Annotated in this window: 22 protein-coding genes and 4 pseudogenes; 12 read left to right on the forward strand and 14 right to left on the reverse strand. The window is 71.0% G+C overall.

The genetic code is table 11. The annotated features are described in order from the left end of the window. Nucleotides 1-11 precede the first annotated feature (11 nt). From AQJ64_RS37440 to AQJ64_RS52120, 4 genes and pseudogenes are all read left to right on the forward strand, one after another. Nucleotides 12-1550 carry a class I adenylate-forming enzyme family protein gene (locus AQJ64_RS37440; protein ID WP_055634213.1) on the forward strand — a complete coding sequence of 513 codons (1539 nt, stop codon included), beginning with the start codon at nucleotides 12-14 and terminating at the stop codon, nucleotides 1548-1550. A 16-nt stretch (nucleotides 1551-1566) separates the two neighbouring features. After that, entirely contained in the window at nucleotides 1567-2397 is an 831-nt protein-coding gene (locus AQJ64_RS37445; protein WP_055634212.1) for an LLM class F420-dependent oxidoreductase, read from the forward strand. 100 nt (nucleotides 2398-2497) lie between these two features. Further along, nucleotides 2498-3721, forward strand: a complete 1224-nt coding sequence (locus AQJ64_RS37450) for a cytochrome P450 family protein (protein ID WP_055634211.1) — start codon at nucleotides 2498-2500, stop codon at nucleotides 3719-3721. Nucleotides 3722-3912: 191 nt separating this feature from the next. Beyond that, a pseudogene (locus tag AQJ64_RS52120) lies at nucleotides 3913-4120 on the forward strand (IS982 family transposase); the annotation flags it as partial. Between the two features lie 129 nt (nucleotides 4121-4249). Here the strand turns inward: AQJ64_RS52120 and AQJ64_RS37460 are convergent. The 12 genes from AQJ64_RS37460 to AQJ64_RS37515 all read right to left on the reverse strand — a co-directional run bounded on the left by AQJ64_RS37460 (nucleotide 4250) and on the right by AQJ64_RS37515 (nucleotide 15820). Continuing rightward, entirely contained in the window at nucleotides 4250-5317 is a 1068-nt protein-coding gene (locus tag AQJ64_RS37460; protein ID WP_055634209.1) for an acetamidase/formamidase family protein, read from the reverse strand. Further along, on the reverse strand, nucleotides 5314-6078 hold the full coding sequence (locus AQJ64_RS37465; protein WP_055634208.1) for a cysteine hydrolase family protein: 765 nt from the start codon (nucleotides 6076-6078) through the stop codon (nucleotides 5314-5316). Before AQJ64_RS37465 ends, AQJ64_RS37460 begins: the two co-directional genes overlap by 4 nt. Beyond that, nucleotides 6071-7615: an amidase gene (locus AQJ64_RS37470; protein ID WP_063808099.1), complete on the reverse strand. Its 1545-nt coding sequence runs from the start codon at nucleotides 7613-7615 to the stop codon at nucleotides 6071-6073. Before AQJ64_RS37470 ends, AQJ64_RS37465 begins: the two co-directional genes overlap by 8 nt. A 2-nt stretch (nucleotides 7616-7617) precedes the next feature. After that, nucleotides 7618-8049, reverse strand: coding sequence for a cupin domain-containing protein (locus AQJ64_RS37475; protein WP_059203361.1), 432 nt, complete (start codon nucleotides 8047-8049; stop codon nucleotides 7618-7620). 11 nt (nucleotides 8050-8060) lie between these two features. Then, nucleotides 8061-8846, reverse strand: a complete 786-nt coding sequence (locus AQJ64_RS37480; RefSeq protein WP_055635388.1) for a creatininase family protein — start codon at nucleotides 8844-8846, stop codon at nucleotides 8061-8063. Then, nucleotides 8843-10219: an FAD-binding oxidoreductase gene (locus tag AQJ64_RS37485; protein WP_206189757.1), complete on the reverse strand. Its 1377-nt coding sequence runs from the start codon at nucleotides 10217-10219 to the stop codon at nucleotides 8843-8845. Before AQJ64_RS37485 ends, AQJ64_RS37480 begins: the two co-directional genes overlap by 4 nt. Then, on the reverse strand, nucleotides 10219-11400 hold the full coding sequence (locus tag AQJ64_RS37490; protein WP_055635387.1) for a substrate-binding domain-containing protein: 1182 nt from the start codon (nucleotides 11398-11400) through the stop codon (nucleotides 10219-10221). Before AQJ64_RS37490 ends, AQJ64_RS37485 begins: the two co-directional genes overlap by 1 nt. A 48-nt stretch (nucleotides 11401-11448) precedes the next feature. Then, nucleotides 11449-12330: an ABC transporter permease gene (locus AQJ64_RS37495; protein ID WP_240512712.1), complete on the reverse strand. Its 882-nt coding sequence runs from the start codon at nucleotides 12328-12330 to the stop codon at nucleotides 11449-11451. Next, nucleotides 12327-13085, reverse strand: coding sequence for an ABC transporter ATP-binding protein (locus AQJ64_RS37500; protein WP_240512711.1), 759 nt, complete (start codon nucleotides 13083-13085; stop codon nucleotides 12327-12329). Before AQJ64_RS37500 ends, AQJ64_RS37495 begins: the two co-directional genes overlap by 4 nt. A 110-nt stretch (nucleotides 13086-13195) precedes the next feature. Next, nucleotides 13196-14416, reverse strand: a complete 1221-nt coding sequence (locus AQJ64_RS37505) for an amidohydrolase family protein (RefSeq protein ID WP_055635386.1) — start codon at nucleotides 14414-14416, stop codon at nucleotides 13196-13198. Between the two features lies 1 nt (nucleotide 14417). After that, nucleotides 14418-15302 (reverse strand): MBL fold metallo-hydrolase, encoded by an 885-nt coding sequence (locus AQJ64_RS37510; protein ID WP_055635385.1) that lies wholly within the window; start codon nucleotides 15300-15302, stop codon nucleotides 14418-14420. Next, nucleotides 15299-15820, reverse strand: coding sequence for a flavin reductase family protein (locus AQJ64_RS37515; protein WP_055635384.1), 522 nt, complete (start codon nucleotides 15818-15820; stop codon nucleotides 15299-15301). Before AQJ64_RS37515 ends, AQJ64_RS37510 begins: the two co-directional genes overlap by 4 nt. Before the next feature lie 194 nt (nucleotides 15821-16014). On the opposite strand from AQJ64_RS37515, the gene AQJ64_RS37520 reads away from it, so the two are divergent. The 4 genes and pseudogenes from AQJ64_RS37520 (at nucleotide 16015) to AQJ64_RS37530 (ending at nucleotide 20070) form a co-directional block, all read left to right on the forward strand. Continuing rightward, entirely contained in the window at nucleotides 16015-16656 is a 642-nt protein-coding gene (locus tag AQJ64_RS37520) for a helix-turn-helix domain-containing protein (RefSeq protein WP_055635383.1), read from the forward strand. A gap of 411 nt (nucleotides 16657-17067) precedes the next feature. Next, nucleotides 17068-17432 (forward strand): annotated as a pseudogene (locus AQJ64_RS46990) (jacalin family lectin); the annotation flags it as partial. Between the two features lie 206 nt (nucleotides 17433-17638). After that, nucleotides 17639-18043, forward strand: a pseudogene (locus tag AQJ64_RS37525) (AbfB domain-containing protein); the annotation flags it as partial. Nucleotides 18044-18060: 17 nt separating this feature from the next. Continuing rightward, the gene (locus tag AQJ64_RS37530) at nucleotides 18061-20070 is read left to right on the forward strand and encodes an RICIN domain-containing protein (protein ID WP_055635391.1); all 2010 of its coding nucleotides are present in this window, start codon (nucleotides 18061-18063) and stop codon (nucleotides 20068-20070) included. A 24-nt stretch (nucleotides 20071-20094) separates the two neighbouring features. Here the strand turns inward: AQJ64_RS37530 and AQJ64_RS37535 are convergent, their stop codons facing one another. Beyond that, nucleotides 20095-20292, reverse strand: a complete 198-nt coding sequence (locus AQJ64_RS37535) for a hypothetical protein (protein WP_157880992.1) — start codon at nucleotides 20290-20292, stop codon at nucleotides 20095-20097. Between the two features lie 395 nt (nucleotides 20293-20687). On the opposite strand from AQJ64_RS37535, the gene AQJ64_RS37540 reads away from it, so the two are divergent. After that, nucleotides 20688-21929 (forward strand): DUF3500 domain-containing protein, encoded by a 1242-nt coding sequence (locus AQJ64_RS37540; RefSeq protein WP_244902713.1) that lies wholly within the window; start codon nucleotides 20688-20690, stop codon nucleotides 21927-21929. After that, nucleotides 21926-23383, forward strand: coding sequence for a HupE/UreJ family protein (locus tag AQJ64_RS37545; RefSeq protein ID WP_055635380.1), 1458 nt, complete (start codon nucleotides 21926-21928; stop codon nucleotides 23381-23383). The genes AQJ64_RS37540 and AQJ64_RS37545 overlap by 4 nt, the downstream gene beginning before the upstream one ends. A gap of 545 nt (nucleotides 23384-23928) precedes the next feature. Here the strand turns inward: AQJ64_RS37545 and AQJ64_RS52580 are convergent. Further along, nucleotides 23929-24039, reverse strand: a pseudogene (locus AQJ64_RS52580) (transcriptional regulator); the annotation flags it as partial. Between the two features lie 254 nt (nucleotides 24040-24293). Between AQJ64_RS52580 and AQJ64_RS37555 the strand changes: the two are divergent. Both AQJ64_RS37555 and AQJ64_RS37560 read left to right on the forward strand, forming a co-directional pair. After that, nucleotides 24294-24815, forward strand: coding sequence for an SDR family oxidoreductase (locus AQJ64_RS37555; protein ID WP_079062166.1), 522 nt, complete (start codon nucleotides 24294-24296; stop codon nucleotides 24813-24815). A gap of 219 nt (nucleotides 24816-25034) precedes the next feature. Continuing rightward, complete coding sequence (locus tag AQJ64_RS37560) at nucleotides 25035-25709, forward strand: hypothetical protein (RefSeq protein WP_055635378.1); 675 nt, start codon at nucleotides 25035-25037, stop codon at nucleotides 25707-25709. The last annotated feature ends 21 nt before the right edge of the window (nucleotides 25710-25730 follow it).

The following is a 25730-nucleotide window of genomic DNA, read 5'->3' on the forward strand; positions in this document are numbered from 1 at the left end:
CGGAGGAACTCATGTCAATCTTCTCGGACTTCCAGCAGGTCGCGCTCCGGCAACCGGACGCGCCCGCGCTGGTCACCCTCGACGACGCCGTGTCGTACGGGACCGTGCTCGGCCTCGCCGACGAGGTCGCCGCTGGGCTGCTGCAGGCCGGCCTGCGCACGGGTGAGCGGGTCGCGGTGCACCTCTCCAACCGGTACGAGCTGGTCTCGGTCTACTACGCCTGTCTGCGGGTCGGCGCGGTGATCGTGCCGGTGAGCCACAAGCTGTCGGCGGGCGAGGTCGACCAGCTGATCGAGGACAGCGCACCCCGGTTCTATCTCGGCGAGGCCGAGGTCCACGAACCGTGCGCCCATGTGATCGAGAAGCGCGAGACGGTCGAGCGCGCATGGATCCTCGACTCCGCCGGGACGACGACGACCGAGCCGTGGAGCGGCCTCCTCGCGGACGCCCCCTCCCCCTCCGACGACATCGGCCCGGACGAACTCGCCGCCATCTTCTACACCTCGGGCACCACGGGACGCCCCAAGAGCCTCGTGCTGTCCCAGACCACCCTGGAAGCCGGCCTCGACCTGACGGAGGCCCAGGGCGTCGGGCACGCCGACGCCACGTACTACATGATCAACCTGATGAACCCGTGGGGCATCCTCGTCCTGCTCACCTCGCTGCGCCGGGGCCGTCCCCTGGCCCTGACGGCGACGAACACCCCGGACGTCATCCTGCGCATGCTGCGCACCCACCGCTTCGGCTGGATCGGCGGCGCGCCGACCACCTTCCGCGCCCTGCTGGCCGAGGCACGTGCCGCCGCCGAACCGGCTCCCGGCCTGGCGGGGACGAGGTGTGTGGCCGGAGGCGACGCATGCCCGATCGAGCTGAGCCGGGACTTCGCGGAGACCTTCGGGGCCTCTCTGACGGGCGTCTACGGCATGACGGAGACCGCCGCGCCCGTGATCGAACAGCCGCGGATCGACGCCGTCGACGTGCCGTCCATCGGCTGGCCGCTGCCCGGTGTGGAGGTACGTGTCGACGCCGAGGAGGGCGAGGAGACGGGTGAGTTGCTGCTGCGCACCCCGTCCCGGCCCGTCGGGTCGTGGAACGGGACCGGAGTGGACCGTTTCGACCGTGCGGAGTGGCTCGCCAGCGGCGACATCGTCCGGCGACGGGAGGACGGCTGTCTGCTGTTCGTGGGCCGCAAGAAGGATCTGATCATGGTCGAGGGCTATCCGATCTCACCGCTGGAGATCGAGCAGGCGATCGCCGCGCACCCCGATGTCGCGGCCGCCCTCGTCTTCGGCGTACCCGACACCGCCACCGGCGAACGCGCGGTCGCGCTGGTGGAACCGGAGCCTGGACGCCAGGTCGAGCCGACGGCCCTGCTGGAGCATCTGTCCGGCCGTATCGGCGCGTACAAGCATCCCGGAGAGATCAACGTCGTCGAGAAGCTGCCGGTGCTGCCCAGCGGCAAGCTCGGCCGACAGCGGCTCGCCGCCGATTACACGTCGTCCCGGGAGCACACAGCGGCCTCCTCGGACACGTCGGCCCACGCGGGCTGAAGGAGGACAGCTCGTCATGAAGTTCGGCTTCGTCATGTTCCCCACGCGGGACGCCATCGCGCCCGGTGACTTCGGCGCCCTCCTGGAGGACCGGGGCTTCGAGTCCCTGTTCGTGCCCGACCACACCCACATCCCGGCCGTCACGCCGGAGAAGGACGACGTCGCGAACCTCGCGCCGGAGTTCAGGAACGGCATGGACCCGTTCGTCGCCCTGGGCGCCCTCGCGCAGGCCACCTCGACCCTGCAGATCGGCACCGCGATCCTGCTGGTCCCGGAGCGCGACCCCATCGTCACAGCCAAGGCGGTCGCCTCGGTGGACGTGCTCTCCGGCGGCCGGATGAACTTCGGGGTGGGGCCGGGCTGGATCAAGCAGGAGTTGCGCAACCACGGCACGAACCCCGACGACCGCTGGCAGGTCATGCGGGAGCGCGTCGAGGCCATGCGGGAGATCTGGACCCAGGACATCGCCTCCTACCACGGCGAGTTCGTCGACTTCGCGGACATCACGTCCTGGCCCAAGCCCGTCCGGACCCCCCACCCGCCGGTCCTCGTCGCCGGCAACGGCCCCGGCGTCACCGAGCGCGTCCTCGCGTACGGCGAGGAGTGGATCCCCATGGCGCGCCCCGGAGTCCTCGACCAGATCGCCGAGTTCAAGAAGACCGCCCGCAAGCCCGGGAGCGACGAACCCCTCCCCGTCACCCTCTTCGGCGGCGAACTCCGCGATGTCGACGCCTACGAGGCCGTCGGAGTCGACCGCGTCCTGATCTGGGTACGGCCCCTCGACACCGCCCGGATGACGAGAACCATCGACCGGATCGCGCTCCGCCTCGGCGACCGCCTGCGCTGACCGAACCCCGGAGAGCGCGACCTTCCCGGCCCCTCCCGGGCCCGGGACGCCCCCCAGACAGCCCTCCCACCGGAAATGCCCCTTGAAAGGCGGTCAACCGATGTCATCCCCAACGACCGAACCCGTGGTGCTCGGCGCCGACTTCGTCCGCGATCCCCACTCCGTCTACGACCGGCTCCGCAAGGAGGGCGCGGTTCACCGGGCCGTTCTGCCCACCGGTCTGAAGGTCTGGCTGATCACCTCCTACGAAGAGGGACGGGCCCTGCTCGCCGATCCACGGCTGAGCAAGAACATGGCTGATGCCGGGCACCTCTTCGAGCTCCACCAGACCGACATGAGCCGTCAGCGCGACTACTCCCACTCGATCCAGCAGTCCATGATCAACATGGATCCGCCGGACCACACCCGGCTGCGCGGCCTCGTCGGCAGGGCGTTCACCATGCGGCAGGTGAACCGGCTGCGCCCCCGGATCGAGGAGATCGCCGACGAGCTGCTCGACGCACTCGCCGACCGCACCGAGTTCGACATCGTCGCCGACTACGCGGCGCCCCTGGTCAGCACGGTCATCTCCGAACTGCTCGGTGTCCCGGAGGGTGACCGCGCCGAGTTCCGCGAGACATCCGAGATCCTGACCTCCGACGCGGACCGGGAGGTGGTGAACCAGGCGTCTAACGCGCTGCTGACCCTGGTGAGCGCGATCGTCGAGGCCAAGCGCGCCGCCCCCGACGACAAGCTGCTCAGTTCGCTGATCCTCGCGGCCGACGGCGAGGACCGGCTCAGCCACGAGGAGGTCGTCTCCCTCGCCGTCGTGCTCTTCGTCGGCGGCTTCGACACCACGGTCAACCTCATCGGCAACGGCACTCTCGCCCTGCTGCGCAACCCGGACCAGCTCGCCGAACTGCGCGCCGATCCGTCGTTGCTGCCGAGCGCCGTCGAGGAGTTCCTGCGCTTCGACGGCTCCGCCAACATCAGTCACTTCCGGCGCACCACCGACGCGGTCCCCGTCGGCAACATGACCATTCCGGCCGACGAGTTCGTCTTCGTCGGGCTCCTGGCGGCCAACCGGGACTCGGCCCGCTACCCCGACCCGGACGTACTCGACGTCACCCGCTCCGCAACCGGCCATCTCGCGTTCGGCCACGGCATCCACCACTGTGTGGGCGCACCGCTCGCCAGGGCCGAGAGCGAGATCGCCTTCGGGCGGCTCCTCGCGCGCTTCCCTGTCCTGGATCTGGCGATCGACCCGGAAGAGCTGATCCGGCGGCCCAGCATGCTCCATCGTGGGGTGCGTTCCCTGCCCGTCCGTGCACATGTGGAGAGTTGATGGAGGTAGCCAGGCAGAAGGAATGCGGCTGATCGGTGACGGTGCGTGAGCCTGGCCGGTCAGGTGATCTGTGTGAGGGGGCATCCAGAGGCAGCGGTGAAGGCGCGGTGGACGGCTTCGAAGGCGCTGCTGCCGAGCTTGCGGGCGGAGTCGGGGCAGGAGCGCGGCGAGCCAGGCGGTCGCACCGTGTCCTGGCCATCGCCTTCGCCCTGACCGGGGCCAAGGCCGACGAACGCGAGACCCTGCTGGATCTGCTCGCCGCCGAACCGCACCTCGTCGCCGCCCGGCCCGGACAGACGCCGACCGGCGACAAGTACGGCACAGTGCCGAGGTCGCACACCGGGCGGCGTGATCGCCCGCGTCATGCAGCGCATCCTCGCGCCGACCGCCACGACATGGCTCACCGGGTGCGCTGTCTCCCCCACTCCGGCTGCCGGCTTCGCGGCTGCCTGCCTCCCCCCGCCGCCCGCCCGGCGGGTTGGTCGGCCCTGGTGGCCAGCCCGGGGTCAGCTCTCGGACGACAACGGTTCAGCACCTCAGGTCCGCCTTGGAGATGCGGCCGTGGACGCCCTTGACGATGTCGACCACCTGGGAGACGTGGAAGTCGGCGGCCGCGCTGAGGTAGGCCAGGCCGACAGGGCCGGGGATGGCGAACCGGTCTGTGAGGAGGGTGAGTGCGTCGCGTACGGCGTTGCGCAGGGCCTCGTCGAGGTCGCGGTCGAGGCCCAGCACGATGTGCTCGGACGGCGTTTCCGCGAAGGGTGCGCGCAGGCGGGCGGCCAGAGCGCGGGTGGCCGGGTCCGTGTGGACCGTGAGGCGGAGGGTGGCGCGCAGTGGGGCCTCGAAGGCGGTGAGGGCGACTTCGCCGTCGCCCTGGGAGAAGTGGGGGTCGCCGACGTAGAAGAGGGCCTCGGGGACCTGGACGGGGAGGAAGAGGCGGGCGCCGGTGCCGAGGTGGCGGACGTCGATGTTCCCGCCGTGGGGGCCCGGCGGGACGGAGTGGACGGGGGATTCGGTGGCCGGGGCGACGCCCATGATGCCGAGGAAGGGGCGAAGGGCGAAGCCGAGGTGACGGCCGTCACCGACCGGGAGCCGGCCCCGGCCGTCGTCTCCGACGGTCGCGACGATGCTGGTCGGCTCGCCCAGGGGTGTCTGCGGGTATTCGCCGGGGAGGGCGCCCTTGCCGTGCCGGTTGCTGATCACCCCGTAGGGAGCGCGGCGGAGCAGGGTCAGGACTTCGACCTCCAGTACGTCGCCGGGCCGTGCGCCGTGCAGTGCCACGGGCCCGGTGACGACGTGCGGGCCCTGCGTCTGCGGCAGGTGTTCGCGTGCGGAGGCGGCCAGTTCGACGGCGTCGTGCAGCAGGCCGTTCGCGGCGATGCCGGCCGCCCCGAAGAAGGCTGCCGGGTCGCGGCCCTGGTCTTCGAGGATGCCCTCGTGGCTGATGGTGTCGAAGGTGACGGTCTCGCCCGAGCGCACGGTCAGCGCCGGCTTCGCGGTGGCGTTGGGCAGCAGGCCCCAGTGCACGCGGGAGGGGTCGGCGGGGAGGTAGTGGTCGCCGTCCAGGGGGCCGAGCCCGGGTTGGAGGAGGTTCACTTCAGGGCCTCCCGCAGGGCCCCGGCGGTGAGGGTGAACCCGAAGCACTGGCGGACGTTGTAGAGGGTGGCGTCCATGCAGTACGCGGGCGACGTGGTGGCCACCGCGTCCTCCACCATGACGACGTCGTAGCCGAGGTTCGCGGCGTCCATGAGGGTGGCCAGGACACACTGGTCGGCGTTGACGCCGGCGAACAGCACGGTGTCGACCCGCAGGTTGCGCAGCACGCTGTCCAGCTCGGTGTCGTGGAATCCGCTCATCCGGTACTTGGAGACGTGGAGGTCGCCGTCCGCGGTCTCCAACTCGGCGACGATCGCGGCCGAGGGGCTGCCCCGTTCCAGTACCCGGCCAGCCGGGAGCTGGGCGCCGAGGCCGCCGCCGGTGCCGTCAGGGTCGTAGACGTGCAGAACGCCGGGCGGGAGGTTGGCCCGGTCGGGGCGGTTTCCCCAGTTGAGCCAGATGACGGGGACGCCGGCGGCGCGCAGCGGGGGCAGCAGGCCGGCGATGACGGGGATGGGGGCGCGCGCGGGGGCCACGTCCACGCCGATGGAGGCGAGCCAGCCGTCGGGCGAGCAGAAGTCGTTCTGCATGTCGACGACGATCAGCGCGGTCGCGGCGAGGTCGGCGGTCACCGTCTGGGGGAGTGCCTCGACAGTGACCGGGTGTGGGTCGCGGTGCGGGCGGGCCAGTACGACGGCCGTGCCGTCCGCCCGCCAGGCGTTGCGGGAGTTGGGCCCGATCAGGCCGTGGGCGTCAGGCATGCGCGGGTTTCCTCGAATCGGTGATGAAGTCCAGCAGGGCCCGGTCGGTGCCCCGGGCGCCCAGCGCGCACAGGCCCACGGGCAACGAGCGCACCCGCAGCAGCGGGGCGACGGCCGCCGGGAGTCCGGCCAGGGAGGCGAGGCAGGTCAGGCGGAGGGTGGCGGCACGAACGGCCTCCACCTCGTCGGGCGGCGCGTCGGCGAGCGGGGCGGGGCCACTCGTGGCGGGCAGCAGCAGGGCGGTCCCGGGCAGAAGTACGGCGTCCAGCGCCTTCCGCCCGTCGGACAGAACCCGTTCCGCCTGCGCCCGTTCGGCCGCGCTCACCCGGCGTCCGTTCTCGAAGCGTGCCGCGACGTCCGGGGCGAGCGCGCCCGGGTGCCGAGCGATCCACGCGCCATGCTGCTCCCAGGCTTCAGCGGCCTGGACGGTGCGGAAGGCGGCGAACCACTCTCCGAGGTGCTCGGCGGCTCCGGTGCGGGTACGCGTCAGGGGCAGCGCGGTACGCAGGGTCAGTGCCCGGCAGGCAGCCTCGAAGGAGGCGCGGACCTCGGGTTCCGCGAGCGACACCAGTTCCTCGTCCACCATGCATGCGGTGATCGGCCCGGTGGTGTCGCCCCGCGTCAGCAGCGCCTCGGCCGCCGTCCGCAGCAGGACGGGGTCGCGGGCCAGGAGTCCGGCGGTGTCGAAGGAGGGGGCCAACGCCAGCAGGCCTCCGTTGGGGGTGGCACCGTGGGTGGGCCGCCAGCCGTACAGGCCGCAGTAGGAGGCGGGCACACGGATCGAGCCGGCGGTGTCGGTGGCCAGCCCCAGGTCCGCCCGGCCGCGGGCCACGGCGGCGGCCGGGCCGCTGCTGGAGCCGCCGGTGATCCGGCCGGGTGCGGCGGGGTTGGCGGGTGTGCCGTAGTGTCGGTTGGTCCCGGCGAGACCGAAGGCCAGCTCGTCGGTCTGGGCGATACCGGTGAGTTCGGCACCCGCGTCGAGCAACTGCCGTACGGCGTCAGCGTGTTCGGGCTCCGTGCGGGCCTCGGCCAGCCACGCCGGATTGCCCGCGCCCACCCGCTGTTCCGCGACGGCGAACAGGTCCTTCACCGCGGTGCGGACCTGCGCCAGCGGGCCCTGTCCGGTGGAGGCCACCAGGGGCCCGGCCACTCGCCACACCGCCGGGTCGGGGCGGTCGTCCGGCACAGTTACGGGCACGGCTACGGCGCTCACGTGCGCGGCGGCGATCCGCCACCCGGCATCGGTGCGTTGCCACACCTGCGTCTGGAGCCCGCGCGCACCGTCCTGCCGCCGTGTCTCGGCGGTCACGACCCCGACCCCCACCGCCGGACGGACCACGTGCACCCGCTCGACCACCCGGGCGGGAGCCCCTCCCCTCCCCCGCCGGAAGTCGGCGATGGCGGTGTGGCCCACCAAGACGGTGTCGCCCTCGGCGCGCAGGGTGTCCGGGGCGTCGAGGAACCAGTGGTCCAGCCCCGTCAAGTCGTTGGCGGCGAGCGCCTGTTCGTAGGCCCAGAAGGCGGCGAGGAGATCCATGCTCACGGTGTTCCCGCTCGCAGGACGGCCAGATCCTGCTCGTCCAGGGCGGCGACCGGTCCACGCTCGATGAGATCCGCGAAGCCCTCGTCGGGGGCCATCACGGTGAGGGTGTAGAGGCGTTCGGTGGCGGACGCGTTCACGATGCGGTGCTTGGAGCCGACGGGCAGGACCAGGACGTCGCCGGGGGCGAGGTCGCGCTCGTGCTCGTCGCTGGCGGCGCGGCCGTGGCCGGCGAGCACGACGAACGTCTCGACGGACTCGGGGTGCCAGTTGAGGGGCTGGGCGCCGCCCGGTTCCCAGACCTCGAAGACGACCGTGGTGGGCGAGCCGTCCCGGGGGCCGGTGAGCACGGCGAGCTTGACGGTGTCGCCGGCGGTGATGTGGTGGGCGGTGATGTCGCGCAGCGGGGTGTGCAGCGGGGCGTCGGTCATGGCGGGCTCCCTCAGGGAGTCGGGGGGCGGTCGGGCAGGAAGCGCGCGCATTCGCGCAACGCGGCGGCGGCCGCGGAGACGGACGCGTCGACGAGCTTGCGGCCGAGTTCGGGCGTGGCTCCCGTGGGATCGCCGATGAGGCCGTTGCCGGTGGCGAAGTCGTCGCTGGTCCAGCCGAAGGACACCGGCTTGCCGAAGCCGATGTGCTCGTACGCGGTGAGGTGTTCGGGGACGCTGCGGCGCGCCTGTGTCATGTCCACCAGGTCCGGGTGGAGGTGGAGCATGGCGGCGGTTTCCTTGAGTCCGCCGTGCACGCCCATGCCGAACTCCGCGGCCGGGGACGCGCCGCCCTGGTCGGCGGGGAGGGCGGCGTGCAGCAGGAAGGTGCGCAGGCCGTGGCGGGTGCGCAGCTCGCGCAGGGCGACGCCGAGCAGGGCGCTGTTGCCGCCGTGCGCGTTGAGGAAGGCGAGCCGCCGGACGGGGCCTGCGGCCAGGGAGCGTCCGAGGTCGTCGAGGACGGACAGGAGGGTGCGGGCGCTGAGCCACAGCGTGCCCGGGGACCAGGCGTGTTCGTCGGACTTGGTGTAGGCGAGCCCCGGCAGCAGCGTGATGTCGCAGCTCTCCCCCGCGAGCCGGGCGGCGCCCTCGGCGACGGCTTCGGCCATGTAGTAGTCGGTGGCGACGGGCAGATGGGGCCCGTGCTGCTCGACCGCGCCGACCGGCAGCACGGCGACGGTGTCCTCGCCGAACCGCTCGATCTCCGGGCCGCTGAGGTCGATGAAACGGGTGAAGGTCACGGCGTCTCCTGCGAAGTGGCGGGAATCTTGCCGGGGTTGAGCAGGCCCAGCGGGTCGGCGGTGAGGGCCGTCTCCCGTACCAGGTCCAGACGGCGATCGACGTACCAGTTGTGCGGGCTGTGCACGCGGACGCCCAGAGCTTCCAGGGCGGCTGTGCCGGCGTAGACGGTCTGCTCGTCCTGGTAGCGAGCCATGAGCATGCCGACCGTGCCGGAGCGCATGCCCTCCAGGTGGAGCAGGGTGTCCGGGAAGACTTTCCGGATCTCGGTGGTGTCGCCGAGGAGGACGTCGCCGCCGATCTCCAGATGGAACCAGCCGTCCTCGGCCGTCATCAGGTGGTAGGTGGGGTGGTTGAAGGACATCGAGCTGATCAGCGCGGGGCCGTCCGGTGCGGGCCGGATGTCGAGGACGCTGCCGCCGTGCGACCGGACGATCGCCCGTGCCTGCTCCACGGCCTCCTCCTCGATGATCGCGCGCACACTCAGGGCCGTGGGGTCCAGCGCCGGGTCGGGCCGGTAGACCCCCACGAGGCCGGCTTCGTCCAGCGAGGCCAGGCGCGGTGCCGGTTCGAGGCGTACCAGCGCCGACAGCGCGGCGGTGGCGGACGCCCAGTCGGCGAAGGCCGCGAACAGGCCCGTCCAGGTGCGGGCCCGCTGGAGCCGTACGGTCGCGGTGGCGATGATCCCGGTGGTGCCGTAGGCGTGGATGTACGGCAGTGCCTCCGCGTCCTGGACTGTGAAGGGCTCGGCGTCCGCCGTGCAGGGTACGACCGTCAACTCCTGTACGAAACCGTCGCTGTTGGTCTTGTGCACGAGAGAGCCGGTGCCGCCGCTTCCGCCGGAGAGGAAGCCGCCGACCGTGGTGCCGAAGGTGGACGGGAACATCCACAGCTCCTGGCCGAGGGTGCGGGCGTGGCCTTCGAGGTCGGACATCCTCGCCCCGGCCTCGGCGCGGATCCAGCCGTCACCGGCGTCGAGGATCCGGCCGCAGCCGGTGAGGTCGAGGACTGCGCCGTCGTACAGCGGGATCGCCTGGCCGTAGTTGCCGGTGCCCTTGCCGCGCGGGGTGAGGGGGATGCGGTGGCGGTGGGCCAGGGCGAGGATGCCCGGGATCTGCTCGTGCGCGGTGGGGCGCAGGACGGCCTCGGCGTGTCCGGCGGGAAGGCGCGCGGACAGGATGGGCGACATGTGCGCCCAGTCGCAGGAGGCCTTCTCCCGTGCCGCCGGGTCGCGGATCACCCCGTCGGTGCCGAGGAGTTCGGTGGCCTCGGCGCAGAACTCCTCGATCCCGGGCGTCGGCCGGCGTTCCGTCATGCCCGGAGCCCGTCCGTCGTCGACGAGTTCGGTGAGTGCGGTCAGATGTCCGGTCGTCATCACTTCAGTCCGATCGACGGGTCGATGAACTCGTCGGTCGCCAGGTCCTGCGCGGTCAGTCCCGCCTTGACCTTGGCGCCGCTCTGCTCGACGAGGGGGGTGAAGGTCTTCAGTGCGGAGGCGACGCGCTTCGTGTCGAAGCTCCCGACGCTTCCGTCGGCCTCGTTGCCGAGGATGCCGAGCTTGACCATCTGCTTCGCGGCGAAGGTGCCGGTGCCCTCGGAGTAGACCCAGCCGGTGTTGTACTGCTGGACCAGATCGGCGATGAGCTTGACGGTCGCCGACGGCTTGGCCGCGTAGTCGGCGGCCGACTGCTGCAGGACGGGAACGAGCTTCTTCAGGCAGGGGCTGAGCGACTTCAGCTCGCCGCTGCGCACCGAGAGGGCTTCCGGGTAGACGTTGTAGCCGACATCTGCGAGCAGCTGGTATTTGATCGGCTTCTTCCAGGCCGACACCTCGTGCTGGTAGATGTACGGCTCGGCGGTGGCGAAGCCCTGCTGGGCGATGCCGGGGTTGGACACGAAGCGGGCGGGCGCGCCGTCGTAACTGCCGTCCAGCTGGCTCTTCTTGATCAGGCCTTTGGAGACCAGCAGCGAGGCGTAGGTGCTGCCGTTGACGTAGACGACCTTCGCGTTCGACTTTCCGATGTCCGCGATCGACTTCCAGTCGGGGTGGGTGGCGGGGTCCCACATCAGGACCTGCGGGCTCTTCTTCATCAGTGCCGCGACGGCCGTGACCGGCTGCTTGGCGGACGCCGAGATCGCCACGTCGGTGGTGACCGTGCCGAGGGTGATGCTCTTGTCGACGTACATCTGCGAGGGGACGGTCTGGTAGCCGATGGCGGAGCCGCCGGCCCGGATCTGGATGTCGACGCCGGTGTCCTTGCCCCCGATGACCAGCGGTCCGGTGATCCGCTTCTTGTCGCTGTCGACGGTGGAGCCGGGGCCTACGAGGTTGTAGAGGGGGCCGTGTTCGGCCTCGGGCTCCCAGTCGACCTGGACGACGACCGTCTTGGGGCAGACGCCGGCCAGGTTCTGCGCGGCGGGAGCCGCCTGAAGCTTGTCGGCGGATCCGGTGGAGGCGGTGGAGGCGGTGGAGCCACCGCCACAGGCGGTGACCGATACCAGGGCGATTACGGAGGAAACGCCCGCGATGGCGGCGCGTCTGGCGGAAGAGGGCATGACGGAACTCCCTGAGGGACGGGCGGGGACGAGGGAAAGGCTGAGCGGCTACGGCCGGTCGGCCGAGGCGTGCCAGGAGCCCACGGCGAGCCGGGCTACGAGGGTGAAGACGGCAAAGACCGCGACGCCGAAGAGCGAGGCGAGGATGATCGCGGCGAACAGGTCCTCGGACTGCAACCGGGAGCGGTAGACGTCGAGCAGGGTCCCGATGCCGGGCTCGCCCTGCTTGAAGAACATGTCACCGACGATCGCACCGATCACGGACAGGCCGGAGGAGGTGCGCAGACCGGTGAAGACCGAGGGGAGGGCGGCGGGCAGTTCGAGCTTGCGCAGCCGGGCCCAGCGGCTCGCCCGCTGGAGGGTGAACAGGTCGTGGTGGGCGCGGTCGACCGACTGGATGCCGAACAAGGTGTTGGCGATCATCGGGAAGAGGGCGATCAGGACACAGACGACCACCCGGCTGGTGAAGCCGAAGCCGAACCAGAGGCCGATCAGCGGCACGATCGCGAGGATCGGCACGGTCTGCAGGACGACCGCGTACGGGTACAGGGAGCGCTCCAGCCAGCGGGCCCTGCTCATCAGCACCGCCGCCGTCACCCCCAGCACGGAGGCGATGAGCAGCCCGACGAGCGCGACCTGCGCCGTGAGCCACAGAGCCTGGAGCATCGGCTGCAGATGGGTCCAGTCGAGGAAGGACACGGTCAGGACCTGCTGCGGGGGCGGGACGAGGAAACGCCGGTCGGGGCTGAGCAGCAGATAGCTCGCGGCGTACCAGACGCCGATGGCCGCGCCGAGCGAGCCGAGCGGGGTGAGCAGCGCGGCGGGCCGGACCCGTCGGCGGCGTGCGCGGGCCGACGGCGCGGCCCGCGTCACGCCCGTTGCCGGTACGGGCTCTTCGGTCCGGGCGGTGACGGTGATGTCGGCGCTCACTGGAACCCTCCACGCAGTGCCGCGGAGACCTCGCCGGCGATACGGCCGAACTCGGGGTCGTAGCGCAGCTCGGCCGGGCGGGGATGAGGGAAAGGGACATCGAAGGAGGCGGTGATGCGCCCGGGGCGTGCCGACATGACGACGACCCGGCCGGCCAGGAAGACTGCCTCGGTCACCGAGTGGGTGATGAACAGGGCGGCGAAGCCGGTCTCGGCGTAGATGCGCTGGAGTTCCTCCTGCATGCGCAGGCGGGTCAGCTCGTCGAGGGCACCGAACGGTTCGTCGAGGAGGAACAGTGACGGCCGCGCCATGAGGGCGCGGGCCAGGGACACGCGCATCCGCATGCCTCCGGACAACTGCCCCGGCAACTGCTTCTCGAAGCCCTCCAGGCCGACCAGCCGAAGGGCGTCCAGCGCGCGCTCGCGCCGTTCGGCCTTCGGGGCCCCGGTGAGTTCGGCGGGGAGTTCGACGTTGGCGAGGACGGTGCGCCAGGGCAGCAGGGTCGGGTCCTGGAACACGTAGCCGACCGAGTCGGCGGGGGCGTGGACCGTGCCGCCGGAAGCGGTGTCCAGGCCGGAGGCGAGGCGGAGCAGGGTGGACTTGCCGCAGCCCGAGGGGCCGACGACGGCGACGAACTCACCTGGGGCGATGGAGAGTTCGAGGCCGGTCAGGGCGGTGGTCCCGTTGGCGAAGTGCTTGTCGACGCGCTCGAATCGCAGCGTCGCGTCGAGCGTCTCTTCGGCGATGGTCGGCACATCAGCTCCCTTCAGTGCCACAGTCAGGAATGTTGATAGCATGAACATTGATTGTTTCCGGCCAATATCCCGGCGGTATCCATTCGTCGGGACCCGGCGGTGGGCCGGCCTCAGTAGAATTCGCGGACCACCGACGTACGGCTGACCAGCCGCCCGCCGGCGAAGACGAGCCGCTCGGGACAGGACGCACCGAGAGCCTCCGACACGGTCACCGCGCGCACCGCCAGAAGATCGGCGACAGCACCCTCGCGCGGTCCCGCCGCAGGCAGGCCGAGGACGGCGCGGGCGCCCGCCGTGACCGCGTGCAGCGCCTCGTCCGGGGCGAGATGACCGGCCGTGACCAGCAGGGACGCGGTCTCCAGCGGATCCGCGCGGCCCACCGGGTTGAACGGGTCCCTGATGTTGTCGCCACCGGCCGCGACCCTCACGCCCGCGCCCAGCAGCGCACGTACGGCGGTGAGGCCTCGCGGAGTGGACGACGGACGGCCGCGGCCCTGGAGGTAGAGGTTCGTCAGCGGGAGGGCGACCACGCCGATCCCGGCAGCCGCGACCTCCTTGGCCGTACGCGCCGCCTCGTCCGGCTCCACCGCGCCCAGGCTGACGCAGTGACTCGCGGTGACGCCCGGGACGAAGCCATGCTCTCGCACGGCACGGGCGAGCAGGCGCAGGTCCCCCGCGCCCGGGTCGAGGGTCTCGTCCGCGTGCAGGTCGACTCCGGCATGGTGCTCGGCGGCGATGCGCAGGGTGCGTTCCACGGACGCCGCCGGGTCGGCGGACAGGTGGGGGCAGCCGCCCAGCAGGTCCGCGCCGAGGTCGAGCGCCCGGTGCAGCAGCTCGTCCGGGGCGTCGATGTGCAGGACGGCGATCTGGAGCCGTACCCGCCCTCGGAGCTGTCCGCGCAGCCGGAGCAGGGCGCGCAGGCCGCGCAGCGGATCACCGGTGCTGTAGCTGCCGTCGTCCGTCAGGAGATCCACGTGGGTCCTGACGGCCGTCACACCATTCGCACACAGCTCGTCGACCGCCCGCCCGGCGCGGTGGAACACGTCCTCCTCGGTGACCCGCGTGGCGTACGCCCGCCAGGCGGCGACGGCCGAGGGCAGATCTCCGGGCAGAGCGCCCGCCAGGTCCCAGGTCAGCGCCTTGTCCAGATGGGCGTGCGGTTCCGCGGGGGCGGGCAGGAGCAGATACCCGGTCAGGTCGAGTTCATCGGGGCCGGGGGGAAGCAGGCCGGGTGGGACGACCCGGACGACGAGACCGCTGTCCGGGTCGAGCAGGAGGTCACGGACGCCTCCGTCGGGCAGCCGTGCGCCGCGCAGCAGCAGAGGTGGCATGTCAGTGGTCCGTTCCGTGTGGCGCGGTGAGCACCGCGAAGCCGTCGAAGTCATGACGGCTTACGGGGGCGCCGAACATGTCGGTGGAGGCGTACGGGAGGGTGCGGCCGTCCCGTACGGCCGCGAACGCCTCGGCGACCCGGCCCACGAAGTCCGCCGACTCCTTGTGCCGCAGATTGTGGCCGAGCAGCGCGGTGGTGACGGGCAGATCCGCGAGGCGGCGCGTCGAGTCGGCGAAGGCGGCCACGTCGGCGCCCGGCACATGGGCGAAGAAGGTACCGCTGATCAGCGTGTCCCCGGCCAGCAGCAGCCCGGTCTCCGGCTCCCACAGGCAGATGCCGTCCGGAGAGTGCCCGGGAGTGTGGAGGACCTCCAGGCTCCGGCCGCCCAGGCCGAGGACGTCCCCTTCGTGCAGCAGGCGGGTCGGGCGTACGGCCTCGATGCGCCAGTCGGCCAGGTCGGGGACCGGCCGCACCTCGACGCGGGAGTCCGTCAGGAAGAAGCCGCCGGCATCCAGGGCGTGGAACTCCTCGTAGCGTTTGCGCAGGCCGTGCGCGAGGTGCACGTACGCCTCCAGCCACTCGTGCGGGGCCGGATCCGTGTGCAGGGCGGCTCCGTCGGCGTGTACGGCGATGTCCTCGGCGTGCGCGGCCAGGGAGGCGTTGGCGCCACGGTGGTCGAAGTGATGGTGCGAGTTGACGACCAGCAGCGGCAGCCCGGTCAGCCGCCGCACCTGCTCGCCGATGTCGGCGATGCCCATTCCCGTGTCGTAGAGCAGGGCCCTCTCGTCGCCGAGCAGAAGGTAGCTGTTGACGTGGCCGGGCTCGCCGATCACGAAGGCACCCGGGCCGGTCTCGGCGACCTGGAACCAGTCGGGGCCGCTCACGCGGCACCGAGCGCGTGGTAGCGGCGGTCGTGGTGCACAAGCGCGGTCGGTCCGCCGGTTCCGGTCACCACGTCCTCGACGGCCGCGACGATCAGGTGATGGTCCCCGGCCGGGAGGTCACGTACGACGCGGCACAGCACCGTGTACGAGCTGTGCGCCAGCAGCAGCGGCAGCCCGCCGGGCTCCTCGGCCGACCACTCCAGGTCAGCGAACCGGTCGGCGGTGCGGTCGGCGAAGCGCCGGGAGACATGCTCGCCGCCGGAGTGCAGGATGTTCAGCGCGAACCTGCGGCCGCCGAGCAGCGCAGGCAGCGAACGGCCGGCGCGGCCGACGCCGATGGCCAGCAGTTGCGGTGCGCGGCTCAGACTCATCACCGCAGTGCTCGTGAAGCCGACCGGGCGCCCCTCGGAGGTCAGGGCGGTGACGACACAGACGCCCCCGGCCAGGGCGGCCATGGCGTCGAGGAAGGCGGAGTCCGGCGGGCAGGCGACAAAACGGTCGGAGGTGGCCGCGGCCATGGGGGCTCCCTTGGGACTGGGCGGGACGAGGAGGCACGTACGACCCGTGCGACTCGATGGACTCGACGACACCTAGAATGTTCGTGCCATCAACATTTAGCGTAGGGCCTCGGTGTTTCACTGGCGTAAAACCTCTCCCCGGCCGCCTTCGGGACCTCAACGGCCCGCCGACCTCGCCCCTTAGGATTCCTGCCATGCCGACCCAACCCGCACCCAGCACGTCCCCCGCCGCCGGGGACACGGACGCGCTGCTGCGCGCCGAACTCGGCAGCGCGATCCGCAAGTTGCGCAAGGAACGAGGCCTGACCCTCGTCCAGCTGGCCGAGCGCGCCGCGCTCTCCCACCCGTTCCTCAGCCAGCTGGAGCGGGGGCTGACCCGCCCGAGCATGTCGTCCCTGCACCGCATCGCCCGCGCCCTCGGCACCACCCAGCAGGCACTCATGACCGTGGCGGCGGTACCGCATCCCGGCGCCTCGGCCGACTCCGTCCACCTGGTGCGCTCGGGTGAGGGCCTGCCCGTGGCCAACCGCGGCGGCACGGCACGCATGCTCGGGGCCCCGGCCTACTCCGCCCACCCCGTGGAGTACACCGGGGTCGGAGAGCGGTTCGACGAGTACTACGACCACCCCGGGGACGAGTTCGTCTACGTCGTGACCGGTGAGATCGAGATCGACCTGCAGACTGCGGAGGGGCCCCGCCTCCACGTACTCGGACCGGGAGACAGCATCTACTACCCTGGCGGAACTCCCCACCGTTGGCGCGCCGTCGGTGACGGTTCACGGGTACGGCTCCTCACCGTCCAGAACGCGACGGGCGAAGCCGACCGCCACCCTTGACGCAAGCGTGGTCGCAGGCGTCCGACCGCAGGGCATCCTGCTGAGGGAAGCGGACGGCCCGCGTCGCCTTGGTTCGCGGCGTCGACGAGGAGGTCGAGCAGGGCCGCGTCGCCCACTGGGGACGAGGGCCGCAGCGGGGCCGGCAGGCGAGGCTGGAGCACGGAACGGCCGCCCGGGTCCTGGTGGGCGTACCATCCGGCGAGCTGGTACCAGATCTGGGCGCCCTCGGCCCGGCTGCCCAGCCCGACTTCACTCAGGGGCATGTCGAACACGGCCCCGCCGTCGATCGCCCCGAGCCGCTGCCGGACCTCCTCCGGCGCGTCCCGCACCGGCGTACCGGTCCCGTCGAACGCCCCGAGCACCCCACCGTCGATCACCCCGGGGGGCCCCGCGAAGTCCCAGGCGGCGTAGGACCGGACCGGGACCACCGTCCCCAACACCTGCGAGGTCGTCGACAAGATCCTCTACCGGGCCAGCAAACTCGTCACGCTCAACGCCACGTCGTACAACAACGAGCACGCCAGGTTCCTCACCGACGACGGGCTGATGCTCTCCGACCACGATCCGCTCACCGCCGGCTTCAGCTGGACACGCGACTCCGCCTTCCAGCTCAGCGACCAGTTCGGCGGCCCGCACGGTGACTACTCCAACGACGTCGACAGCGTGCCCGCGGCGGCCCGCGCCCCACCGGCGGCACTGCGTCCTCCCTGACGCCGGGCGGCGGGGAATACGGGACGACGGCGTACCTGTGCCAGGGAAAGAAGGACGACCACACGCACCGCGCGGTTGCGCCCCGCCCCGGGACGCACAGGAGACACAAAGACAGGACAGCGCGATTGACGTGCACATGATCAGCCTCTACGTTCTGACCGATTTCCCGAACCTTGTTCGATATCCCGGCCATTCAGGCGCCCCCGTACGCCACCCTGGAGCCCAAGTGAGCGAAAACCCCTCCCTGTCCCGTCGCGCTCTGCTCGGCAGGAACCGGCTCAAGTCCTACAACCACCCGGCCCGTTACGTCCGCCACGCCGACCACGCGGGCCGCATCGACGAGTACCCCATCGAGCCGTACAAGGACTCCCTGTGGACCCTCGTCCCCGGGCTCACCGACGGCTCCGGGGTCTCCTTCCAGTCGGTCAACTACCCCACCCGCTACCTGCGGCACTACAACTACACGCTCCAACGAGACGCGCATGACGGCACCTCGACGTTCGCCGCGGACGCGACCTTCTCCCGCACGGCGGGCCTCGCGGACGCGAGCTGGATCTCCTTCCAGTCCTACAACAACCCGACCCGCTACCTACGCCACTCGAACCACGTCCTGCGCATCGACCCGATCTCCACGACCACGGACCGTCAGGACGCGACCTTCCGGGTCGGGTACTGACCATGGAAGGCACCCGCATGTCGAGCGACTCCGCACCGGGCTGGGCCGGACGCATCACCGTGCGCGCCCTCGCACTCGCCCTCGCACTCGCCCTCGGACTGGCCGGCCTGACGGCTCTGAGCGGCCACGCGTCGCCGCCGCTGTCCGCCGCGCTGGCCGCCGTCAGCACCAGCCAGATCGGGGTCACCCCGCCGCCCATGGGCTGGGCGTCCTGGAACAGCTTCGCCAGCAGCATCGACTCCGATGTCATCAAGGAGCAGACGGACGCTCTCGTCTCCTCCGGCATGGCGGCGGCCGGCTATCAGTACGTCAACCTCGACGACGGCTGGTGGCAGGGCGACCGCAACGCCGACGGCTCCATCGCCGTCGACACGGACCTGTGGCCGGGCGGGATGCAGGCCGTCGCCGACTACATCCACAGCAAGGGCCTCAAGGCCGGCATCTACACCGACGCCGGCCGGAACGGCTGCGGCTACTACTACCCCACCACCCGCCCGGCCGCCCCGAACACCGGCATGGAAGGCCACTACCAACAGGACCTGGAGACCTTCCAGCGCTGGGGTTTCGACTACGTCAAGATCGACTGGTGCGGCGGCCGGGTGGAGGGCCTCGACCAGGAGACGACCTACAAGGCGATCGCCGCCGCCAACAAGGCCGCCACCGCCGTGACCGGCCAGGAGCTCGTGCTGTCCTTCTGCGAGTGGGGCAGCGGACTGCCCTGGAACTGGGCCGCCGGGTACGGCGACCTGTGGCGCACCAGCACCGATGTCATCCTGTGGGGCCAGACCCCGACCACCGGCATGATGCTCACCAACTTCGACCGGGGCCTGCACCCGACCGCTCAGCACACCGGCTCCTACAACGACCCCGACATGCTGATGGTCGGCATGAGCGGCCTGACCGCCGCCCAGAACCGGCTCCACATGGGCCTGTGGGCGATATCCGGCGCACCGCTGCTGGCCGGCAACGACCTGGCCACGATGAGCACCGCCACCCGCGACATCCTCACCAACCCCGAGGTCATCGCCGTCGACCAGGACCCGCGCGGACTCCAGGGCGTCAAGGTCGCCGAGGACACCAGGAACCTCCAGGTGTACGGCAAGGTTCTCACCGGCACGGGCAAGCGCGCGGTGTTGCTGCTCAACCGCTCGTCCGCTTCGGCGTCCATGACCGTGCGCTGGGCCGACCTCGGTCTGACCGGCGCCTCCGCGTCGGTGCGCAACGTGTGGACGGGCGGCAACGCGGGTTCCCACGCGACGAGTTACTCCACCACCGTCCCGGCGGGCGACGCCGTGCTGCTCACCGTCTCCGGCACCGAGGCGTCCGGGTCGACGTACGAGGACACGACCACGGCCACCACACCCACCTTCGGTGCCGTCACGACCGGCGCGGCCGGCACCAAGCTGGTGGACATCACCTATGCCAACGGCGGCGGCACCGCCCGCACGGCGACCGTCCAGGTCAACGGCCAGTACACGTCCGTGGTCGCGTTCCCGCCGACCGGCTCGGCCACGACCTATCGCACGGTGTCCGTACTGGCGCACCTGGGCAAGGGCACCAACACCGTGCGCTTCGCCGCGGTCGGAGGCGGCACCGCGCCCGACATCGACGCCATCCGCGTCCAGGACATCCCCGGCACCAACGGCGTCGCTCTCGTCGGCGCCGCCTCCGGCCGCTGCGCCGGCCTGGAGAGGAACACCATCGCCGACGGCTCCCAGGCCATCCTGTGGGACTGCTTCGGCGGGCGGAACGAGACGTTCTCCCCCACCTCACGCGGCGAGCTCGTCGTCTACGGCAACAAGTGCCTGGACGCCGATGGCAACGGCACCGCCAACGGCACCAAGGTCATCATCTGGGACTGCAACGACGGCACCAACCAGAAGTGGACCCTCCACTCCGACGGCACGATCACCAACGACCTGTCGGGACTGTGCCTCGACGCCGAGGAATCGGCGACCGCCAACGGCACCAAGCTGATCCTGTGGACCTGCAACGGCCAGACCAACCAGCAGTGGGCATTCGACTGATCCGTCCTGCCCCCTCCGTGCCCGTCACCGGGACCGGTTCGACGGCCGGCCCGACGACGGGCGCTGTGGCGTGGTGAGAACGAGGACGCCGTCGGCGTGGACCTCGGCGTATTCGTCGATGGTGCGCCGGGTGATCTCGACGCGGCCGGTGAGGGTGAGGTCGCCGACGGCGCGCAGGGCGGGCTGTGCGGTCTCCTCGCCGGCGTTCGCCGAAGGCCTCACTCCGGACGTCGTCGAGGCGATCACGCGTCGGGCGCTGTTCAGCAGGCGGAACGCGGAGTACTGCCGACGGTGCAGAACATGGTGGGACGGCGGCCTTCGCGTGACGCGCGCCCGTTTCGGCGGCTGAAGCCGCGATGAGAGCAACCTGTCAACGGGCACAGCATATTTCCCGTATACGGGGTGCCCGCCGCCCAATTGGGACAGGCGGGGAGGCTCGCGCGTTGAGGTGTCAACAATTTTGCTGATAGTTCTCTCATCCAGCGCGCGCGTGTTCTGGACGCCGCCGCCCTCAGGTCCGGCGCACCGTCCCCCACCCTTGTCTTCAGGGAGTGTTCGTGAGCAAGCAGAGAACAAGTCGGGCCCGTAACCGACGGACTTGGCGAGGCATAGCCGGCGTGGCCGCCGGTGTGGTCCTCGTCGGGGGCGGATTCGTGGCGGCCAACGCCGCGACGACCACCGGCGACGCGCGGACGTCGGCTGCGGGTGTGCACTACCCGGTCGACAAGAAGGCCGACGGCATCGCGGCCGTGGTCAGCGCGGCCAACGCGTTCTTGAACACGCTGGACTCCGACCAGCAGGCGGAGACACTGCTGGACTTCAGTGAGGAGAACGCGACCGCCTGGTCGAACCTGCCGTGCGGCGGATCCTGCCGGCCCGGCATCCAGACCGGCTCGCTGAGCGACGAGCAGCTGGCCGCCCTGAAGAACGTGCTGAAGGTGGCCCTGGGAACCGGCAAGGACACCGGCTACGAGCACGTTCTGCAGACCCTCCTGGCCGATGACCAGCTGGCCGCGGCGGAGAGCTCGGGCTCAGGGCCTGCCGCGCCGACGGACAGCGCGTCGAGCGACGCGTCGGCCTCCGCCGACCCCTCGGCCTCCGCCGACCCCTCGGCCTCCGCTTCGGCGGACCCGAGCGCCACGTCCGGTGACGCCCCGACGGGAGCCCCGCCGTCCGGCGGCACCGGCGGCGGCGCAGGCGGCGGCTACGGCAGCGACATCTACTTCCTGGCGTTCCTGGGCACCCCGTCGGTCGACGGCACCTGGCAGCTGCACTTCGGCGGCCACCACCTCGCCGTGAACATCACCTACAAGGACGGCAAGGTCTCCGGCGCAAGCCCGTTCTTCACCGGCGTGGAGCCCACCAGCTGGACCGCGGACGACGGCACCGCCTACGAGCCGCTGGCGAACTTCCGCGACGGCCTGCTGAAGCTGACCGGCAGCCTGAGCACGGAGCAGCTGGCCACCGCCAAGCTGTCCGAGTCGTTCAGCGACGTGCTGCTCGGCCCGGGCGAGGACGGCCAGTTCCCGGAGACCAAGGAGGGCATCAAGGCCGGCGAGCTGTCGCCCAAGCAGCAGAAGCTGGTCCTGGCGGCGATCCACCCATGGGTCGCGGGCGTGGACGACTCCACCGCGAAGAAGCTCATGAAGACGTACGCGCGTGAGCTGAACGAGACCTACGTCGGCTACTCCGGAGGTACGGACCTGGACGCCCAGGGCGACTACGTCCGCATCGACGGCCCGAGCGTGTGGATCGAGTTCGTCTGCCAGAACGGCTTCGTCTATCAGGACAAGGTCCACTACCACACCGTGTACCGGGACCACACCCGCGACTACGGCAGCGAGTTCTCCTTCTCATGACCCGACCGCGAAACTGGCTGACCACAGCACTGGGTCTGGTGGCCGGGATCGCGATCGCGGTACCGGCGACGCTCCTCCTCGGGGCGTCGCCGGCCGCCGCGCATCCGATGCCGCACTCCATGGTGGAACTCGACGTGTACCAGGCGTCGGTGAGGGCACGGCTGGAACTGCCGACCGACGACTTCTCCCGGGCCAGCGGGATCGACCTGAGCGACACCACCCAGGCCACGTTGTCCAAGAGGGCCAAGGCCATCCGGGCCTACCTCGGCAAGCACATCCACCCGGCCACCACCGAGGGCAGGGCCTGGCAGGTCAACGTCGGCGACCTGAGCCTCAGCAGCACCGAGCAGACCTCCACCGGCCCCTACCGGGAGCTGACCGCCGAGGCCGTGCTCACCCCGCCGGTCGGCGCCGACGTACGGCACTTCACCTTCGACTACGACGTCATCGTCCATCAAGTCATCACGCACACAGCTCTGGTGGCGGTACGTCAGGACTGGGCCACCGGACAGGTCGACGACGCGGGCACCACCCAGGTCGGCACCGTCCGGGTCGACACCCGGACCATGAAGGTCCCGGCCCTGAACGTCGACCTCGGCGAAGGCAGCGCCTGGCGCGGCTTCCTCGCCCTGGTGAAGCTGGGTGGCGACCACATCCTCACCGGCACCGACCATCTGCTCTTCCTGCTGATCCTGCTCCTGCCCGCGCCGCTCGCGGCCACCGCAGGACGGTGGCGCGGGCTGGTCGGCGCGCGGTCAGCGCTCGGCCGGATCGGCCGCATCACGCTCGCCTTCACCGTCGGGCACTCCGTCGCGCTGGCCGCGACCGCGCTCGGCCGCCTCGACATCCCGGACTGGCCGGTCGAGGCGTTCATCGCGCTGAGCATCCTCATCGGTGCCGTCCACGCGATCCGCCCGCTGTTCCCCGGCCGCGAGGCACTTGTGGCCGGGGTCTTCGGGCTGGGTCACGGCATGGCGTTCTCCTTCGTCCTGGCCGAGATGCATCTGTCCACCGGACAGCTCCTGGCCAGTCTCCTCGGCTTCAACCTCGGCATCGAGCTGGTCCAGCTCCTGCTGGTCTGCCTGGCGCTGCCCTCGCTGCTGGTCCTCGCCCGCCTGCGCATCCAGCCTCTGCTGCGGCTGGTCGGCGCCCTGCTCACCGGCACGGCGGCGCTCGGCTGGCTGGCCGACCGCCTCGGTCTGCCCAACCCCGTCGCCCGGGCAGCCGACAGCGCCGGATCCCACACCACGGCGATGCTGGCCGCCCTCACGGTGACCGCGCTCGCCGCCACCGCCCGGACCCTGACCAGTCGGCACGCACGGCCCGGACCGGCCGAGCCACCGGCGGCGACCTGTCCCGAGTGTGCAGGACGACACGCGGCGCCGACATGTGAGCCGCACGATCGGGACCAGTCGGTGGACACCGCCGACTCGGCGACGGCACAGAGTCGTTGAGGGCCTGGGGCGGTGATCCTGTGGGCGCCGGAGAGCGGGGGCGTCGTTCGCAGCAACAGGTCGGCCCCTGCCGACTGCGGCTCGCCGACACCTCGGACTGTTCAGCCCCTGGCGCCAGCCGGACACCGGTGATCGCGGTCGACGCGGGACGGACCCTGCCCGAGGGCAGCCGCGCAGCCTCGGCAAGATCCGTAGCACCCGGGAACCGCCCCGGCCGGCCAGCACCACGCCGACGTCCTCCACCGGGCGCTGCAACGGCGGTGTCCGCCGCTGGTGGCGTACGGGCAAGTCGATGCGCAGACGCCGGCCCGCGAGCGTGACGTCGGCGAGACTCCCTGCGTAGCGGCTGTGACACCACGCGCTGAGCTGTCCGCACCCCTTACATCCCGCAGGACCGGATCTCGTGCGGGCACGAACTGCCACCACAGCATCGGAGGCTTCCACCGAGATCACCAGGACGTCAGACAACTGCGGTAACAGACGGGCCAGTTCAACAGAACACTGCGCTCACTGTTCCGGCACGAGAAGAAGAACGGTCAGATCTCCCGCAACCCGACGATCCGCATGCGTGTCCCCCGGCGGAGCGGCGGCATGTCCTCGGGGCGGATGCGCTCGCGGCGCGAGCGCAGGAAAGCGCCGAGCTCAGTGTATTTCAGGGAACCCACACACCCGGTCTGCGCGATAGCGGCCTGCCGACGCGCCGCTGACACAGGGGATGACATCCCCTGGTACGCACGCTGCGAGCGCCGCATCGTGGGAAACATGAACCCCACCGACACTGCTGCTGAAGCGCCCCGCCGGGTCGCCATCGTCACCGGCGGCTCGCGCGGAATCGGGCGCGCCGTTGCCGCCGCCTGGCCCGTGAGGGCCTGATCAGGCCGATGTCGCCGACGAACACGCCGTCTCCGCTGTGTTCGAGCAGGTGCACGCCGAGTTCGGCGGCGTGGACGTCGTGGTGAACTGTGCCGGACGGCTGGCTCTGTCCCCGATCGCCGACCTCGATCTGAGCGTGCTCGACGCCGTGCATCGCACCAACATCCGTGGCACCTTCGTCGTCGCGCAGCAGGCCGCCCGCCAACTGCGCGTGGGCGGCTCCTTCGTCGCCTTTCGACCTCCGTGGTCGCCACCCAGTTCCCCGCCTACGGTGCCTACACCGCCAGCGAGGGCGCGGTCGAGGGCGATCACTCTGATCCTCGCGCGCGAGCTGCGTGGCCGGGACATCACCGTCAACGCCGTCGCCCCCGGGCCCACGGCGACCGGCCTCTTCCTGGACGGCAAGACGGACGAGCAGATCGAGGCGCTGACCAAGGCCCCGCCGCTGGAGCGTCTGGGAACGCCGGCCGACATCGCCCACGTGGTCGCCTTCCTCACCAGCAGGGAAGGGCACTGGGTCAACGGCCAAATCCTGCGGGCGAACGGCGGCCTGGCCTGATGGCGGCGTCCGCCCCACCCCGCAGGTCGTCGTGATCACCGGCGCCTCCAACGGATTCGGCCGCCTGGCCGCACCTCTCACTGGCACGGGCCGGCCACACCGTCGTCGCCGGGATGCGCGCCACCACCGGTCGCAACGCCGACACCGTCGGACAACTCGCCCAACTGGCAGCCGACGAGGATCACGGGGAAACTTCATTCTCGTCATAAGGTCCGTCCCATGACGACGCGGGCTTGGTTCGAGATCGATGATCCGGACGACGACTTCGAGTTCGACGACACTGAGAGAGCCTTCATATCTGCGCTGAGCGGGCGTTGCACGGCCTGGGCGCCAGCTGATGTCGTCGGGGAGGTCGGACGCCCGGACGACTGGGAATCGCTCCTCGCTCATGTCAGCCTGTCCGACCGGGCAGAGCCCCGTCGGCACTTGATCGATCTGGGTGTGCACCTGGTCGGTGACCGCGCCCGAGGGGACCGTCTGCACAATCAGCTGTATCTGCTCCCGGATCGTCCCAGCGCCTGGGCACTTGATGCCACGGGCTCCACGGAACGGCTCGCCGAGCTTGCCGCCGAGTGGTTCCGCGCGGTTCTGGACAAGCCGATCGTGTTGTATGTCTGGCTCCACGAGGGCTACGCCTACGCTGCCCGCTACGCGTTCGCCGACAGCGGCGAGACGATCTGCCAGAGTTATGTGGAGAGCATCGCCCCACCGGGCCAAGCCGCAGGGCTGACAGCCGCCGGCCATGTGCACGGCAAGGGCTGGATCCAGACCGTCGGCTTGCCGACGCCCTCTCTCTATCTGCACATCCGGGGCGACCTCGAAAGGGGCAGTACCATGTCCGGGGTTCCGGCAACCACCAAGCGTGGACCGCTTCCCGGACTTTGGTACGAATGATCGTCTGCCTCCCGTTGACCT

It is taken from the genome of Streptomyces griseoruber, assembly GCF_001514205.1.
Taxonomy (GTDB): Bacteria; Actinomycetota; Actinomycetes; order Streptomycetales; family Streptomycetaceae; genus Streptomyces; species Streptomyces griseoruber.